This is a genomic window from Bacillus sp. sid0103, assembly GCF_019219025.1.
Window position 1 is genome coordinate 1 of the sequence record NZ_JAHUWN010000054.1, and the last position, 15,566, is coordinate 15,566.

The following is a 15,566-nucleotide window of genomic DNA, read 5'->3' on the forward strand; positions in this document are numbered from 1 at the left end:
GTAATCAAAATTCACGACTTATTAATTGAGAGGATGGGAGGAAATGGCAAATAGAAAAAAACCGAAGTATAAGATCGGTGATACGGTCGTGATTACCATTTATGGAACAGTTGGCAAGGTAACAGATATTAATTTTCTATTTTTATTCGGTTGAAATTATGTTATCATTCCAAATACACACATTATGGGGTGATGAAATTGGCATTATGTGCAATTTATCTCAGGTTATCAAGAAATGAGCAGGAATTAGATATTGAAGAAATTCTAACTGCGCATCGAAATGCTCTTGTCAAACTAGCAAAACAAAATAAATTGAAATATGACATTTATCAAGAAATATCTTCTGGGGTCAATACTGAAAGACCTGAGTTGAATAAATTGTTAAGTCGTTTAGATAGCTATGATTATTTGTTGGTAATGGATATTGACCGGATTTCTCGTGACAATGCATATGCTGAAGAAATTAAGAAAATGTTGATACTTAATGATATCAAAATTTTGACACCACAGGGAGCAATTGATTTATCACAGGAAAGTAATGAAATGTTATTTAGCTTCCAAGCTATGATGGCTAACTTTGAGTATAAAATGATTCGTAAGCGTTTAGGTCGAGGAAGATTAGCTGCTGCAGAACAAGGGCGCTGGACAATGTCTAATAAGGCACCTCTTGGATATGCAAAAGGGAAAGACCAAAAATTAGTCATTGTTGAAGAGGAAGCAAAGATTATTAGACACATCTTCGAAAAGACTTTAGAACGGAATAGTGCAAATGAGATTGCTAAACAACTAGATACGCTTGGTTGGAGAAGTAGGAGTGGAAAAGTATTAACAACTTCTCATATTTCTTCTGCAAGAAGAAACGTAGTTTATTATGGAGTTGTCCAAGCAAGTAGGAGAGTAAATGGAAGAGTCATAGATTCTGTATTTGTTGAAAATGCTCACGAGTCAATCATTAGCAAGCAAACTTTTTTAGAAGTTCAGAAGATTTTAGAAGAAAATTCAACTGGCAACTTTTTTAATAAGAAGAAAGCTACAAGAAGGCTTCAGAATCTAATATACTGCAATTCTTGTTCAAGAAAGCGTTATATCCAATGTGATAGACACCAGGATTTCATAAAATCATGCACCTATAAAATTTCGAACTCTACTTGTTCAGATCGTGGACATAAATATGAACCAGTTGAACAATATGTAATTCAAAAGATCAAAGAGAAAAAGTCCGATTTTGAACTTACTCTAAAGAAATTGAAGTCTCTTGATACAACTGATGTTGAGAATAAGTTAATGGCCCAAAAAGAATCCTTAGAAAAGCAGTTAGAGAAATTCGAGAAGAGACAAAGGAATCTGAAGACAATGAGGATGGATGGAGAAATAAGTAAAGCTGAATTTTATGAAATGCGTGATGAGAATGAGGAGCAAATTAGACAGATTAAACAACAAGTGGAATTGATTGATATTCAATTAGAAAACTTGGACAATACCGAAGAGGAACAAGAACGGTTAGAACAAAATATAAAAACATTAGATAAATTAGAAGAACTCGACCCCGAAGATTGCAATACCTTCCTTAAACAATTTATCAAGAAAATATGGTTTAGCAGTAATACAGAAGCAAATCATGACACTAGAAGTAAAGGTGTTTCATCAGAAGTCACAATTGAAATCGAGTGGCTCTAGAATAGCCCTCAGAAGTCACAAAATGAGCGTGGTTAATTTAGATTTGAGAGATAATATTAAATTATTATCTCTCATTTTTGTGTATTAAAAATTAATTTTAAAATTTTTTTCGATTTTGCTTTACGTTCGTTATAACGTCCCTATAATACCTTCGTAACAAAAACAAAACAACTTACGGAGGCGTTAATCAATGACAAACAAAACTCTAAAACAGCAACTAAATGAACGAATCGAAGAGATTTACCTTGAGATGGATAAACAGAGCGAACTACTCTACAGACTCTATGATGAGCTTTGGGATGAAGAACTTGGCAGACCTCGTCTAGAGAATAATAAAATAATACAAGCCAGAGAGTTGCTTGAAAAACTCGAATTAGAAAAAGAGCAATTGGTCGAAAAATATTGGGTAGAAGACCATAATGAAAAATACGGAGAAAAAATACAAATGTTGACGTATGAGGATCGCTTCTATCCCAATGGTCATGTTCACGAACTTGAAGAAATTACCGATCCACTGCAACTCTTACATCTTCATTTTATATATAGTGCTGAAGATGGAAAGCGGACTGGTGGGGTAATGTTTAAGTGGGAGAAAGAAATTGAATGGAAAACAGTAGCTGACTTCCTTATATATAGATATGATGATGGCGGAGCACAATTCTCTTCTTCTTTTGAGAAAATATTAAAGAAGATGGCGAACGATGTTGAGAGTCCAAAATCTAATCTACTAGGAGGAATATGGGATGGTAAATTTAAAACTGCGGAAGTAATGGTGGAAGAATCTAGAAATCGACTTAAAGATCAGCTTAGCTCCATGAAACAACAAGGGAAATAACAGTTGATAACAGTCAGGCATAAGCCTGGCTTTTTCTTTGGAATAAAATCAATATTTTATATAAGATTTAGATAGCAGCAATAATTAATTTTCTAAAAGAAACGACCACACTAGTTTGTGGTCTGTTTCCTTCCTGCTTCAACTAATGTTCCATAATTTAGATATAAAGCTTAGCGATCTTTCATATAATAAGCTCCAGTTTGGTGCAAAACTTAATGTAAAATACTTAAAAACTAATACATTATGAATTAAACAAACATAGATTATCTTTTCAATCTATATTTATGACGAAATTTTGAAAAACGTTTATATAAATGTACCTCCCAGGGAACTTCATAATCATATTCCTCTTTCACAGCTTTCTGTAACATTTTTAATACAGCCTGTGGAATTTGATTGATGACGCCTAATTCATCAAACCTACTAAGGACTTCCTTTAAGAAAACCTTCATTCTTTCCCCCTCTGGAGTGTTATAGCGATAAGACATCGTGTGGTTCTCTAAATTTATCCTTCTACAATTACCAATAAATCTGTTGTTCGTGTATTTGCCTTCAGAAATAATCTTATCAAGCTTTGTATAAACTTCCCTATACTTATCTGAAGTACTCCTTGCTCCAACAACCAATAATATCCCCTTATTTCTTAAGAATAAAGCTGAATTATATAATTCATTTGAAAATTTCTCAACGGTATCATTATTTGTTAAGAAGTTACTGAATATAACAAGATTATTTCTAGTCTTATCTATTGATCGAGCAACATATTGATCACCGTCATCATCGTAATCCCAGTAAGAATATTCTCTATTAAAATCTATCCCCTTAAAATCATTAAATTTGCCATGATGGTAAGGAACATTGTAAAATACGTTTTCCCCTTCAATATAATTTGCGTACTCGGTAAAATGGTGAAGCCAATTTCTAAATCCTTGACTTTTCTCTACATATTGATTTTCTATTTGTTCAGGTGAGTTTAAATTTTTCTCAATACAATAATCCTTAATTAACGTGTAAATATCAGATAGAGCAAAAAGTGCTGGAGCTGGCCCAGTACCAACATCCATATTAGTTAAAATTTTACGAATGGGGAATACATTTAATTCGATCATTTTTTTGTAAATTAACTGGAAGCGATGATACCTATCTAAAAAATGTAGGATTGCATATGCTTCAGCAGCACCTGATTCATCATATGTGATTTCATCACAATTTTTCATAACATCATCTAGACGTACAGCAACTTCTTCCGCACTCTCAACGCTATTTAATACATGTTTGATTACAAAGCCTTGAATTCTATCAGCAATTAATGAAAACCTTTCGTAAAAAAGATTCTTTTCATTTGCCCATGATAAAAAATCCGCATTATTAAATTTGTCCATAATCTTCTCCTGATATGTTTTAATATTTTTAACATTATAAATATAGCATAATATACCAATTTATAAGACATAATTTCGTCTACTATATTATAAAATTGCTTTCACAAACTGGTACTATTCTTGGGAAATATAAAACCCTTCTTCTCCAAATTCGTTAATAGAAGAATAAAGAATAAAATTCTCATTTTATTATAGAAAAACAAAAAAGAATAACCGTCTTTTGATACTTGTATCATGGCTTTTCCAAGTTGTTCCGAGGTAACGACATTGCTAGATTTCGTAATTATAGGATAAAAAGGTTTTAATAAAGAATAAAAAAGTTAATACAATTTTGTTTTTGATTTCACCCCATGTACGCCTCTTTTAACGCTTTATTTAATATTGTGACATCTTGCTCAAGTTATTTCTTTAACCCCAACACTACATAAATATAGTACAGTATAGCAATAGTAATCCCAAAACCAATGACTAACCAAAGAAGGTCGAGGTCAATGAAAATAATAATCATCCCCTTTTTATTTATGAACCCTTTAACCTATTCTATTGACTAAATAAATAATCCTTCTTCAACTATACTGCCACTTTAGTTGAACAAGAAAAAAGCCTTACTCCTTATTGAAGTAAAGCACCCGTTAGCTTAAGTACATTTCTTCACAATCTCTTGTAGTTTCTTTTAGTTGTAGAAAGAGGATTTATTCGTCTTTTGAAGCATACTTGGAAGAGTTATTATTAAATGATTTATGTAAACTATTTAGTAAATACAATCCTCTAAAAAGAATTCCAACAATAATACCAAAAGCAATAACTCCAGCAACTTGCGGTGGACCTATCATAAGTAATAAGAAGCCTAAAATTGCACTTAAAACAATGGATAAAAACAAATACATCATTATCTCTTCTTCCATAAAATTATTTTATCTATTTAATAATTCCTCCTGAATTACGAGAATCCCTTCCTATTAATTTGCCCTTCAGTGGAACAAGAAAAAGAACTGCCACAGCAACGACTCTTTTCTAAGCGTAAGGACCGTTAGTTCAATAGGAAGCTTTTATCTATATTTATAATGGTTTTCTGCTGAAATAATAGACCAATTCCAATAATCATCACCTTGAGCTGCAATAATACGGTCTAACCAAATTTCAAAATTTGTTTTTAAGTCTATTATGTCTTCTTCTGAAGAGCAATCCATTAACCAATTTAAATAATTTGAATCTCTATTTGGATTAGGCTTACACAATTCAGCATTTATTAGAATCATACCGTCTCTACAAGTACCGATACTATAGAAATCCTTTTCAAACACTTCCATTTCTTGATGTGATTCTCTCATCTCTAATATTTGTTCAATTGAATATAGTTCAATTCCCTCTCCAATACCTGGTTGAAATAATAAATTTGCCCCATTATGCCTTAATAAGAACTCTTTATAATCCTGTGGTAAACTCCATCCCAATCGCTCCTCAAGCATTTTTATTTCATCTATAGATGCTGGCGGATTGAACTCGCATGTCACTTCATAAGTTAATCCCTGTGTTTGCTGAATATATATTGTATGGTCCTTATCAAGTCTTTTTTTAAGACCATTTAAAGTATCATTTAAAATATTCATATAATTCCTCCAAGATGGGTTTTCTTAATATATATATTCTGTGGAAATTTTGGAAAATCCTTCTTGAACTAAACTGCTCCATTAGTTGAAGAAGAAAATAAAATCTATATTTTATTCTATTGGATATTACGGCTGTATTACAAATGTTGGTTATTATTCGTTTTAAAAATGGAACTTGTATATATTATTTATGAGAGAGTGAATACCCAAAAGAATTTGTACAGAAGTGTCCAGAAAAGGCGAGTTGTTTATATTATTAATATAAGAGTGAAGTAACAACAAAGATAGAGCTCAACAGGAGTTCTATTTTTTTTATGTCCAAAATTAATAAAATTATCAAGGAGACTTATCAATCATGGAAAAATCTAAAATTATCGTAGCAACATTTTCGGCTCCAGAAGAACTTCACAACAAATTTATCAATCATTGTGATGCATACGGACTTAATCGTTCTGCAATCTTGAGAAAGCTAGTAACCAAGTATCTTGAAGAAAAAGAAGTCTTGAAGAAAGATGTTCATGAATTTGATGAACTGTACTAAGAGCTGATTAATTTCGGCTCTTATTTTTTTTGAAAAGGGGGAGATGAATTGGAAAAGTTTTTTCTAAAAGCAGTAGAAATCGAGCTTAAGTTTTTTATCGGATTGTTCGTGATCGGCACAATCAATTTTATAAAAAGTTTGTTCGTTTAATTTACGTTTTTCAAAAGACAGAAATAATAACAATACTAAAACCTTAAAGGAGCTATTCAAATGAGAACAAAACGAATTTTCAAGAAAACTTTAGCTATTAATCTTATGCAAAACGGATGTGAGTTAGTGAAAGTTGAGCCAAACAAACACAATCCAAGTCTCCAAGTTTATCACTTTGAATTAAACGAAAAATTGAAAGATTCCCTTGACATAATCATGAAATAACGAAAGTATTCCAATGCACTTACCACTAATAATAAATATATATGAGGTAAGTTGACTGGAATACTTTCGCACAACTATTCTAATCAAATTGCGAAAGGACTTAACCCTACTATGCTAACCAAACAATTTTATTCATTCGAAGAGCTTGAATCTATCATGGACGTTCAGTTCATGAAAAAGAACAATCGAGCTAAACTTATTAAACGTAATATTGACCCTTTCTATTCTTATGAAATTGTTAAAGAAGGAAGAGCCCAGATAGGACTAAATATCATTGGATACAAGCAACAAGAAAAATCTGAGTTCATCAAAATTTGTGAAGCACTTGCTGGTCAAGAAGTTAAGTTTCCTAAAGAAGAGACAGCGATTCAATTGTTGAAAGTTTTATACGAAGATGATTGGACGATCGAAAACTATGAAAATATCGGGTATGAGCTACCAAATCAATTAGAGCGTCATACTGTTGGTGCTTACATTAAATTGTTCAGAAAGTACGGTATTTTGCCTAAGGAACTTGATAGGATTTATAATCCTACTTTTGATAATGAAACTGGCGAAGTGTTCAAGACACACATCGATCCAAACAAGTATGTTTACTACAAAGTTTACGCTTCAATTGGCTTTAGAGAAGAAATAACAAAAGTAGAATGGCTTGAAATGCATTCATTCATTCGAGAAATTCGTGATGAGAATATAAACGAACAACTTGATTTATGCAAAGGTGATCTAGAAGCAATTAGAGCAGTAAGGCAGTATGCTGCTTATGAAGCTCATTCAGCGTGTGTTAATGAGTATGGTGGAGTTCCGAGAAAGGCAATTTCAAAAGTATTAACAGATAAAGCAAAAGTTCTGTTTTCTCAATATTTCGAAGAAAGGAAAATACAAATGGAAATCACTCGAATTGACAACCACGGTTTTGGAACCAGAGAAAAGCCTAGTGCTCTAGTTTCAAAAGAAAAACGACTATACAAAGTCACAAAAACAGATGAACAAGAAAAAGCAGAAAAGTCATTGAAGAAAGAATTCAAGCCTATTGATATGAACAAATTGTTCGAAAAAATACTTTAAAAAGTAAGTAAATTTGTCCAGAAAATGGTAGTTAAATATAATATATATAGAGATAGTTATACAAATTTTACCCTATTTCTTTGTATGGCTATCTTTATCCATGTCCTTTTTCTTTTCTTAGCTTCAAGAGCTCGATCGTTGAAACGTAATTCAAATTATTCATTTGTTTCCCCTTTTCTTTCTTTTGTTTAGATTCTTGAGCTAGAACGGTCCGGAGGTCGTTATGAGGATTTCGGCCTCCAACTTTTACAATCAATTTAACTTACATAGATAGCGTACTGTTAATTCAGTACGACTTTATTAATGAAAGCGAAGTGAATATCCTCCTTTCTTCTGCAGCTGGAACTGCATTAAAGGATGATTCCCTCTCGACTTCATAAACTTAACTCTTTTCGAGATTGCTTTCCAAAGGGCCATAGCGTTTAGAGTAGCATCAAGCATACCTACCAGTGTTGGTCTGGATGATCAGCAGACAAACGTCTTTGAATGCCTTATCAACAGGGCATTCTTTTTTTTACCATCGCTTACTTGTAAAAGTAAGTCTAAATATAATCATCAAAAAAGGAGAATGACGAATGAACAAAATTGAATTACGAATTCATGATGCAAAGTTAGTTTCAGAGAATCAAGACGAAATGATTGTTTCTGGATACGCAAACAAGACTGATCAACTAAGTGAAGTTCTTGGCTCCAGTCAAAGGTTCAGAGAAAAGATAGCGAAAGGCGCTTTCCAACGAGCAATCAATAAGAAGAAAGACATTGATTTCTTGCTAGAACACAAGTCTGATCAGATCCTTGCTTCAACAAGAAACGATTCATTGAAGCTTGAAGAAGATTCAGTTGGTTTGAAGATAACAGCTAAGATCGTTCCTACAAGCTGGGGAAAAGATTCTTATGCTTTGATCAAATCTGGAATTCTACGAAACATGAGCTTTGGATTTAAAGTCGTTAAAGATTCTTGGAAAAAGACAGCTGAAGATATTTACGAACGAACTGTTAGTGAACTTGAATTGTTCGAAGTTTCAGTAGTAAAGAATCCTGCATATGCTCAAAGTTCAATTGCAGCAAGATCAATCGAAATTATTGAAAATCCAGAAATTACAGAAGTTCAAGAAATTCGAGTAGTAAAACCTCGAAACATCTCAAAAGAAATCCGGGACCTTGAACTTTCAATAGCAAAGCAAAAAGAAACAATCTCAAGTCTTGAAATCTCTGCTCCACAGTCCACAAATCCTGATTCTTATCGTTTTCAGATTGATTTACAGAAGAAGGCTTTAGGACAAAAAGAACAAGAAGTTTCAGACTTAAAACAAGAACTAAGAAAACAGGAGGAAAACAAAATGAATGAAGAACGTGCATTACAAGTAACTGCCAATGGAGTTTCAGTACAAGAACTACAAGTAGACAATATAGTTAAGAAAGCAGAAAGTACATCTTCTGTATTTACTAAAGCTCGTAAGGTTCCATTTACCGGATCTGAATTGAAAGTCCCTTATGAATCATCTTTAGACGATGCTGATTTTCTTGATGAAAACCAAAGTGCTACAGAACTTGCATTAAATCTAAGCAACTTTGCCGACTTAAAGAAACGTCGGGTAGCAAAATCAATTGCTATGTCTAAACAAGTTGTACATGATTCTGGTGTTGATCTATCTCAACATGCTCAAGAATTAGTAGCTCGTCGTGTCGTTAAACGAATTGAAAAATCTATCATTGCAGGAACTGCTGCCAATGAGTTTAAAGGTATTGCTCCTGACACATCTGTTGTATCAAAGAATATGTCTCTTGCTGCTAGTTCAGTAATAGTAGAGCTTCGTAAAGTATACTTAGCTGTTCATGAGGATTTCGTTGGAAATTCATCTTGGTATATGTCTCGAGCTTTCTTTGAAAAAGTTGCGACATTCCAAGATGCAGATGGAAATCATTTCGTGAAAAGTATTACAGTGAACGGTAAAGTCATTCCGACTTTATTTGGTCATGAAATTGAAATTACTAGCGCATTAGCTGATGGAACAACAGCAGGCCAAATTCCAGTATTGTTTGGAAGTATCGAAGATTGCTATACAATCGGTGTTGCTAAAGAACTAGAAGGTAAAGAAGTAGCTAATGATACAATCAATGCTCTTCGTGGTTCAGTAACATTCAGTGCTGAATTCCTGGGTGATGGACGAGTAACTAATTACCAAGCAGTTGCAAAAGGTACTGTTGTTGCATAATCATTTATGTGAAATTCTTCACAAACTAAGGGGTCATCTTCGGATGGCTTCTTTTTATTTTACTAAAGAAAAGGATGGTTCAAAATGGCAAAATTAGCTGGAATGAAAGTATTGCTTAAAATTAAAAACCCAAGCACAGGAGTAACATTAGCTGGTCAAAAGAACGCAACGTTGAATCGTTCTGCTGAAACTATTGATGCTACGTCAAAAGACACAGCAGGGTTTTGGAAAGAATCTATTCAAGGGTTCAAGGAATGGTCAATTGATGCTGATGGTTGTTTCGTAGAATCTGATGTAGCTTACGACTATTTGGAAACTAAGTTCTTGAACAGTGAAAATGTTGATGTAGAGTTAGTCTTTCCATCAGGCAAAAAGTATTCAGGAAGCGTTACAATTACAGACTTTAGTTTAGAGTTCCCTTATGACGATTTAGTAACTTATTCAGTAAGTCTTCAAGGATCAGGCGCTCTAACATTAGTACCTGGCGCTTAATAGTTCATCGATATATTAGTAGAGCTGCTAATAAGCAGTAAGGCAGATTTAGACAGGGCTGATTAATCGTTAGTCCTGTTTACTGCATACTGATATTCATAAGTTTATACATACTATGGTTAGTGATAATCATTACCATATAGTAATCACTAAATCGGAGAGGATGAGATCAATGATAGAGCTTAGACACATAGAAGCAGCAAGAGAGTATTGTATGGAAGAAGAATATAGGAATGTAGTAGCGAGGATAGTGATAGCATACTACCAAGATAAGGTAGACAATAGACTACAACTCCAATACAAAGTGAATTCGTATTTAGTTACTAAAGAGTTGAAGGAAGTATCATACAACTTTGTAGTACAACACAGTTCTAAGAAGTTCTAGAAGGTTGAAGATGATGAATGCAAGCTAGCAGACTGAACTTAACAGTCTGACTCAGTATCGCCTCTGTTGTTCTAAAAAAAGATGTAAGATCTTATAATTACCTCCCCAGGTGCGCTCACAATCAGGGTACCAAAACGCCCTGGGGGTGTTGAATGTCAAGATATAAAATACCTGTATAAGGTCAGTATAAAAAGACCAATTTTTATTTGTCTTTTCTGTGAGTCGTTATTAATTCTTTATTAAATGATTGATTGCGCTTCAATCCATTCCTCTATACACTCCTTCATTTTTTCCCATTGATGTTCAACCAAGAAGGAGAATATTGTTTTACTATGGTCGATTATTTTTTTGGTAACTACAGATTTATTCTTATTAATACTTATAACAGAACAAAGTTCATCGGTTAATAGTCTCCTGTCATTTATGGGAATATTCTCTATCCATATCCAATGAAAAATTTCTGCAATAAAATTTATTAAAAAGTCTTCATTAAAGCTTTTTAATTTTAAGTAATCAAATAAAAGAGAGATTTCATATGTTATTTTATAATTATTATTTTTTAAGTAATAAATAAATAAATCTGAATGGATAGGTATCAAAACATAGCCTAACATTAAAAGTTTACCTATCAGTTGATGGTGTTTTTCTTTATCTATTTTGTTTTGGGCAAGAAATAAAGTTATTAAATCAATTGTGGAGAAGCAGTTTACTTCATAGTATTCCTTGGCATAGTCCCTTACTGATACACTATCAACCAACATTGTCAATGATTTGTCTTTACATAATTCTAAGGGGTTATTTAAGAAATTTATCGTATTGTCTTCATTTTCTTCAGTGTGGTTATTCTTAATAACATTCCCAAGTTTTATGCAATTTTCTTCTACCCATTTAATTAAATTTTCTTGTTTTCTTAATGTTTCTTTTACTTGTTCAGAAGTGTATTCTATCATTCTAACATTTCCATCTTGATATGAAAGAAGTTTTAAACCTTTTTCATTAATTAATTTGTTTCTTGTAAATTCTTGTAAAGCTGCATCAAATTGCTCCTGGTGAATATACAGTTTAAATTTATATTTTAGCAAGTCAAGCAAATCTAGGTATTGTATAGTGAGCAAGGTTGTAAAGTCACACAAAATATTAGAAGAAAGTCCTGAAATAAAAGCACCGTTAAATATTTCTTCTATAGATCCATTAAGAGTCCAAAGATAATTGTCTTTTGTATTTGCTATATGTGCCCAAGTTTCAAAAGGGCCTTTATTCATCACGCTTACTAAAAAACTTATTGGAAACTTATTGTCATCCAATAATGTTTTTATTAATGATGTAACATCTTTAGAGTGCTTCAATTCTTCGATTAATTCATTTGAAATTTTACCATCTTCTAGAGTAGGGACCATTTTAAAGGGAGGTCTTTCATCTGGAAATACCTTTTCGAATTCCGTAAACATTTTTTGGTATTCTTTAATCCATTCTTCATCTGGGTTATCGACAAATTGCCCAAGTTGGGACATTTGTATAATAAAGAATCCCCATGCATGGTGATTATCTTTGCCAGATTTATATGTTTTAAATGAATATTCCATTGCCTTTCTATATTCCCTTGCATCCATAAATGATAAAGACAATAATTGGAAATCTCCAGTCTTGCCGGATTTTTCTACTCTTTTTTCAGCTGTTGATAAAATTTCAAGACAATCTTTAATTTTTCCGCTACGGTATAAGCAATTTGCATATCTTAATTGATACTCCAAATTTCCCGATTGTTGATACAAGGTAAGGTAATTTTCCATGGCTATATCATACCAACCTAAATTGAAATAAATGGTCGTAATAATATCAAATAAAAATTTTGATTTATGTGGAATCTCTTCATATAAATTAATTATATTTTGATACTCTCCAAGGTGAAAAAGTGCTTGTACATAACGATTCACTAAAAATTCGTGTTGAATCCAATGTGGCATAGAAACAATAATTGTTTTTAGTTTAATATAGTCCTCTTTAGTCCCCCTGTTTAAATAACCAGCACTTAAAAAGCTTTTTGTTTCAATTAAATCAACTTCATCCAACTGGTCAATATTAGGCTCCAAGTAGTTTATTACATTTTCCCAATCCTGGTTTTTATACGAATAATAGCCTTTTAATATAATGACTGGATGGGGGTTGTTTCCTTCTTTTTCAATTGAATTGATGAGATTATCAATTTCCTTATATTTAAAGACCGAGAATAATACGTCAATATAAGAAAAATAAAATCTATAAGGAAATTTAGTACTTGTCCTAAAATATGCTTCATTACCTTTTAATAAAGATATCGCTTCATCAGTCTTTCCCGTTTTTATATAAACATCCGCTAATGTTACTATTTCTTCATTGCTAAGTTGTTGTTCTGAACCTTTGTCTTCCAATAAACTAATACTTTTTCCCCAATCTTTACTACATAAGCAATTTAATAAAAGGTTTTTAAAAAATAAACCTGAAAAATCTTTGTTTTCTAGAAACAGCTCTTCATACAAAAGTTTTGCTTCTGAAAATTTGTTGTTCCTAAAGTATAAAGCAGCTTTTAATTCCTTTACTCTCTTTAATATTTCTCTATTTTCACCTGCAGATTTTTCAACCTGTTCTAATAAAGGTATTACATTATGTAGCGCTTGTTCGGGATAAACAATTTTGTTATTGTTTATATCATTTTCAATTTTTAAAATGCATGATTCAGCTTTTAACATTAACCAGTCAATATCTGAAGAATCAATTTCTAGTTTGCCATTAGCAATATGATTTACTTTTTCAAATTCGTTTAAAGATAATAAAATATTAGCTTTAAGTATTTCGTGTCCTCCGACAGTTTGGCCTTCAATGATTTTTAATGCTTCATCAAACATTTTTTGCTCAATTAGTATATTTATTAGTATCTCTATATTTGGTATAGTTTCTCCTTCAATTTCTATAGCTTTTTTGATAATTTCATGTGCTTTTTCAAAATTACTTTGGAAAATATTAATTAATGACTCTAATCTATACTTTCTTGGTTCGTCATCACAATTCGTAATAGCAGTATATAAGTACCTAATAGACTCATCATATTCTTTACTTTCAATATAAGTCTTGGCTATTATTGCATTTAATTCTAAAATCTCATTTCTCTTTAAATTCGGTTTTCTTAGCCTTTCGTTTGCTTTTTCACGAGCTGTAATTAATTTTCTTACGTTTATTAATTCATTTAAATCCTTAAATTCCGTTGGAGCTATAACCTCTCTTAAAAAACGATTGTTTTCCTCTGCTAATTGAATAACAGAAGTTTGTTTTTCTAATAATTTATTAAAACCTGCTTCTGTTATTTTTTCTAGGTTATCTAGTTTACTAAGAAGGACCAAAAACTCTGGTTCCCAATATTTTATTTTATAAGCATTTAAATTAAGGGTTATTAATTCGAAAAATGGGCGAATTAGATCTTGGTACTGAGGAAAAGATTCAATATATGGCTCCAGATTTAATCTATTTTCATCAATTTTTTCTGGGGTTCCTTCTAAAACCCAATGAAATACTTCGTCTCTGTTTATTGAATCTTGTAATATTTTTATAACAAAATCTTCTGGTAAATCTAATGAGACTTTCGCATCTTCAATTGCAGCTTTGAACATAAATGTTGTTTTTTGAGCATAATTATCTTTAACCCATTTATCTTGTACATCACGGTAAAATTTTGAGTTTTTTATTTTAGGAAATAGAAAAGAAAAAAATTTACCACCAAAAAGTTTTAAAAAGGTACCTAATGCCGTTGGTTCCAATATAATCACCTAACTAATATAAATTTTCTAGCTCAATATAAATTGTACATTTTTCCAACAATGTAATCTACATGAAATAAAATATCAATTTTATGTATGTAACTTTTCGCATAATGATAAAATGTAATAAAGTAGTTGAGTTAAGCAATTAACTTATTTGTCCTGTACTTACTCCGATTAGTACAGGATTTTTTTATTTATTAGAAGCATCATTAATTTCACTTATCTCTTTTTTAATACGATTGAGGTACATATCATGTAATCCAATTTTTCCTGAGAGATATTCAACATCTTTTTTTATCTCTATATACTCAAGAATTAATTCCCTTAATAATTCACCCCTGGGACCACAAGAGTAGTCAACAATCTCCTTTACAACTTTATATCGCTCAGCGGCCTCCAAATTCTTAATATGCTCCAAAACTTCCTTGGCTGTCTGCATTTTCTTCATTTAATAATTCCTCCTAATCATTCACTTCATCAGATTTAAAAAGCCACAGCCTACACTATGACTTTTTTATTATAAAATAAAAATTTTATTTATTGTTTTTTTAAAATTTAGTTGTGCTATTACCCAGTATTTACTCCGATTAGTAATAGGATTTTTTTTGATCTTTTATTATTTACATACTTTTTTCATCATTCAATTTACGTTTTTCGTGGAGCAGATAGAAGAGTATTACAAGGAGGACAATGTACCAAATGTTGACCCCTTGAATACGATATTCTGAGGTGTTGCACCATGAAGGTTAAATACTCTGAACGAGGTACATTTAATGCTGAGAAAGCCACTAAAGCTCTAATCGAATTAACAAACAAAATTAAAAAAAGTAATAATAATGAAGGAAAAAAAATTAGTTAACTCGTATACCCTTTGGTGTACGAGTTTTCCTTTTTATTATAAAATTTAATTAGGTGGTGATATACATAATGAATTCTGAATATTCCGAAAGAGAACTTATAGAAATGACGAAAATATTGGAACTTTATTCAAAGTTGAAGGATACTGAAGTCTTTAAGATTTTTTATGAAGAAACAGATGTGTTTAAACGAGTAAAATTAGAAAAGTTACAGATGTAAAGTGGTTAGACGGGAAGTATGTATATGAAGTAAATAAAAGTGACGGATTATTCATTGAATCCGCCTTACAATTACTCTCAGAATTTGATGGCGTTGTGATGGAGAAAGAACAAATTG

The 15,566-nt window shown here is 31.7% G+C and carries 13 protein-coding genes; 8 read left to right on the forward strand and 5 right to left on the reverse strand.

What is annotated here, in order from left to right; genetic code table 11:
• The first annotated feature begins 192 nt into the window (after positions 1–192).
• The gene (locus KW850_RS31330; protein WP_256358566.1) at positions 193–1,677 is read left to right on the forward strand and encodes a recombinase family protein; all 1,485 of its coding nucleotides are present in this window, start codon (positions 193–195) and stop codon (positions 1,675–1,677) included.
• Between the two features lie 190 nt (positions 1,678–1,867).
• The gene (locus tag KW850_RS31335; RefSeq protein WP_218351546.1) at positions 1,868–2,512 is read left to right on the forward strand and encodes a hypothetical protein; all 645 of its coding nucleotides are present in this window, start codon (positions 1,868–1,870) and stop codon (positions 2,510–2,512) included.
• Positions 2,513–2,775: 263 nt separating this feature from the next.
• On the opposite strand, the gene KW850_RS31340 is transcribed toward KW850_RS31335, so the two are convergent.
• The 3 genes from KW850_RS31340 to KW850_RS31350 form a co-directional block, all read right to left on the reverse strand.
• Positions 2,776–3,894: a hypothetical protein gene (locus KW850_RS31340; protein ID WP_218351547.1), complete on the reverse strand. Its 1,119-nt coding sequence runs from the start codon at positions 3,892–3,894 to the stop codon at positions 2,776–2,778.
• Positions 3,895–4,586: 692 nt separating this feature from the next.
• Complete coding sequence (locus KW850_RS31345; protein ID WP_256358567.1) at positions 4,587–4,784, reverse strand: hypothetical protein; 198 nt, start codon at positions 4,782–4,784, stop codon at positions 4,587–4,589.
• Positions 4,785–4,943: 159 nt separating this feature from the next.
• Complete coding sequence (locus KW850_RS31350; protein WP_218351548.1) at positions 4,944–5,504, reverse strand: SMI1/KNR4 family protein; 561 nt, start codon at positions 5,502–5,504, stop codon at positions 4,944–4,946.
• 355 nt (positions 5,505–5,859) lie between these two features.
• Here KW850_RS31350 and KW850_RS31355 point away from each other — a divergent pair, with 355 nt between their 5' ends.
• The 5 genes from KW850_RS31355 to KW850_RS31375 all read left to right on the forward strand — a co-directional run bounded on the left by KW850_RS31355 (position 5,860) and on the right by KW850_RS31375 (position 10,196).
• The gene (locus tag KW850_RS31355) at positions 5,860–6,045 is read left to right on the forward strand and encodes a hypothetical protein (RefSeq protein WP_218351549.1); all 186 of its coding nucleotides are present in this window, start codon (positions 5,860–5,862) and stop codon (positions 6,043–6,045) included.
• A gap of 210 nt (positions 6,046–6,255) precedes the next feature.
• On the forward strand, positions 6,256–6,420 hold the full coding sequence (locus KW850_RS31360) for a hypothetical protein (RefSeq protein WP_218351550.1): 165 nt from the start codon (positions 6,256–6,258) through the stop codon (positions 6,418–6,420).
• A gap of 171 nt (positions 6,421–6,591) precedes the next feature.
• Complete coding sequence (locus tag KW850_RS31365; protein ID WP_218351551.1) at positions 6,592–7,488, forward strand: hypothetical protein; 897 nt, start codon at positions 6,592–6,594, stop codon at positions 7,486–7,488.
• 575 nt (positions 7,489–8,063) lie between these two features.
• Positions 8,064–9,704: a phage major capsid protein gene (locus KW850_RS31370; RefSeq protein ID WP_218351552.1), complete on the forward strand. Its 1,641-nt coding sequence runs from the start codon at positions 8,064–8,066 to the stop codon at positions 9,702–9,704.
• A gap of 84 nt (positions 9,705–9,788) precedes the next feature.
• Positions 9,789–10,196, forward strand: a complete 408-nt coding sequence (locus tag KW850_RS31375) for a phage major tail protein, TP901-1 family (protein ID WP_218351553.1) — start codon at positions 9,789–9,791, stop codon at positions 10,194–10,196.
• Positions 10,197–10,820: 624 nt separating this feature from the next.
• On the opposite strand, the gene KW850_RS31380 is transcribed toward KW850_RS31375, so the two are convergent.
• Together KW850_RS31380 and KW850_RS31385 are read right to left on the reverse strand one after the other, a co-directional pair.
• A complete protein-coding gene (locus KW850_RS31380; RefSeq protein ID WP_218351554.1) occupies positions 10,821–14,369 on the reverse strand; it encodes a tetratricopeptide repeat protein in 3,549 nt (1,182 codons plus the stop codon).
• A 193-nt stretch (positions 14,370–14,562) separates the two neighbouring features.
• Positions 14,563–14,820, reverse strand: coding sequence for a hypothetical protein (locus tag KW850_RS31385; protein WP_218351555.1), 258 nt, complete (start codon positions 14,818–14,820; stop codon positions 14,563–14,565).
• A gap of 479 nt (positions 14,821–15,299) precedes the next feature.
• Here KW850_RS31385 and KW850_RS31390 point away from each other — a divergent pair, with 479 nt between their 5' ends.
• The gene (locus tag KW850_RS31390; protein WP_218351556.1) at positions 15,300–15,449 is read left to right on the forward strand and encodes a hypothetical protein; all 150 of its coding nucleotides are present in this window, start codon (positions 15,300–15,302) and stop codon (positions 15,447–15,449) included.
• Positions 15,450–15,566 lie beyond the last annotated feature (117 nt).

Excerpts from the sequence above, each read along its gene's own strand:
- KW850_RS31360 (WP_218351550.1), top strand. The coding sequence starts at position 6,256 with ATGAGAACAAAACGAATTTTCAAGAAAACTTTAGCTATTAATCTTATG.
- KW850_RS31345 (WP_256358567.1), bottom strand. The coding sequence starts at position 4,784 with ATGATGTATTTGTTTTTATCCATTGTTTTAAGTGCAATTTTAGGCTTC.
- KW850_RS31375 (WP_218351553.1), top strand. The coding sequence starts at position 9,789 with ATGGCAAAATTAGCTGGAATGAAAGTATTGCTTAAAATTAAAAACCCA.
- KW850_RS31335 (WP_218351546.1), top strand. The coding sequence starts at position 1,868 with ATGACAAACAAAACTCTAAAACAGCAACTAAATGAACGAATCGAAGAG.
- KW850_RS31350 (WP_218351548.1), bottom strand. The coding sequence starts at position 5,504 with ATGAATATTTTAAATGATACTTTAAATGGTCTTAAAAAAAGACTTGAT.
- KW850_RS31365 (WP_218351551.1), top strand. The coding sequence starts at position 6,592 with ATGAAAAAGAACAATCGAGCTAAACTTATTAAACGTAATATTGACCCT.
- KW850_RS31330 (WP_256358566.1), top strand. The coding sequence starts at position 193 with ATGAAATTGGCATTATGTGCAATTTATCTCAGGTTATCAAGAAATGAG.
- KW850_RS31390 (WP_218351556.1), top strand. The coding sequence starts at position 15,300 with ATGAATTCTGAATATTCCGAAAGAGAACTTATAGAAATGACGAAAATA.
- KW850_RS31340 (WP_218351547.1), bottom strand. The coding sequence starts at position 3,894 with ATGGACAAATTTAATAATGCGGATTTTTTATCATGGGCAAATGAAAAG.
- KW850_RS31355 (WP_218351549.1), top strand. The coding sequence starts at position 5,860 with ATGGAAAAATCTAAAATTATCGTAGCAACATTTTCGGCTCCAGAAGAA.
- KW850_RS31370 (WP_218351552.1), top strand. The coding sequence starts at position 8,064 with ATGAACAAAATTGAATTACGAATTCATGATGCAAAGTTAGTTTCAGAG.
- KW850_RS31385 (WP_218351555.1), bottom strand. The coding sequence starts at position 14,820 with ATGAAGAAAATGCAGACAGCCAAGGAAGTTTTGGAGCATATTAAGAAT.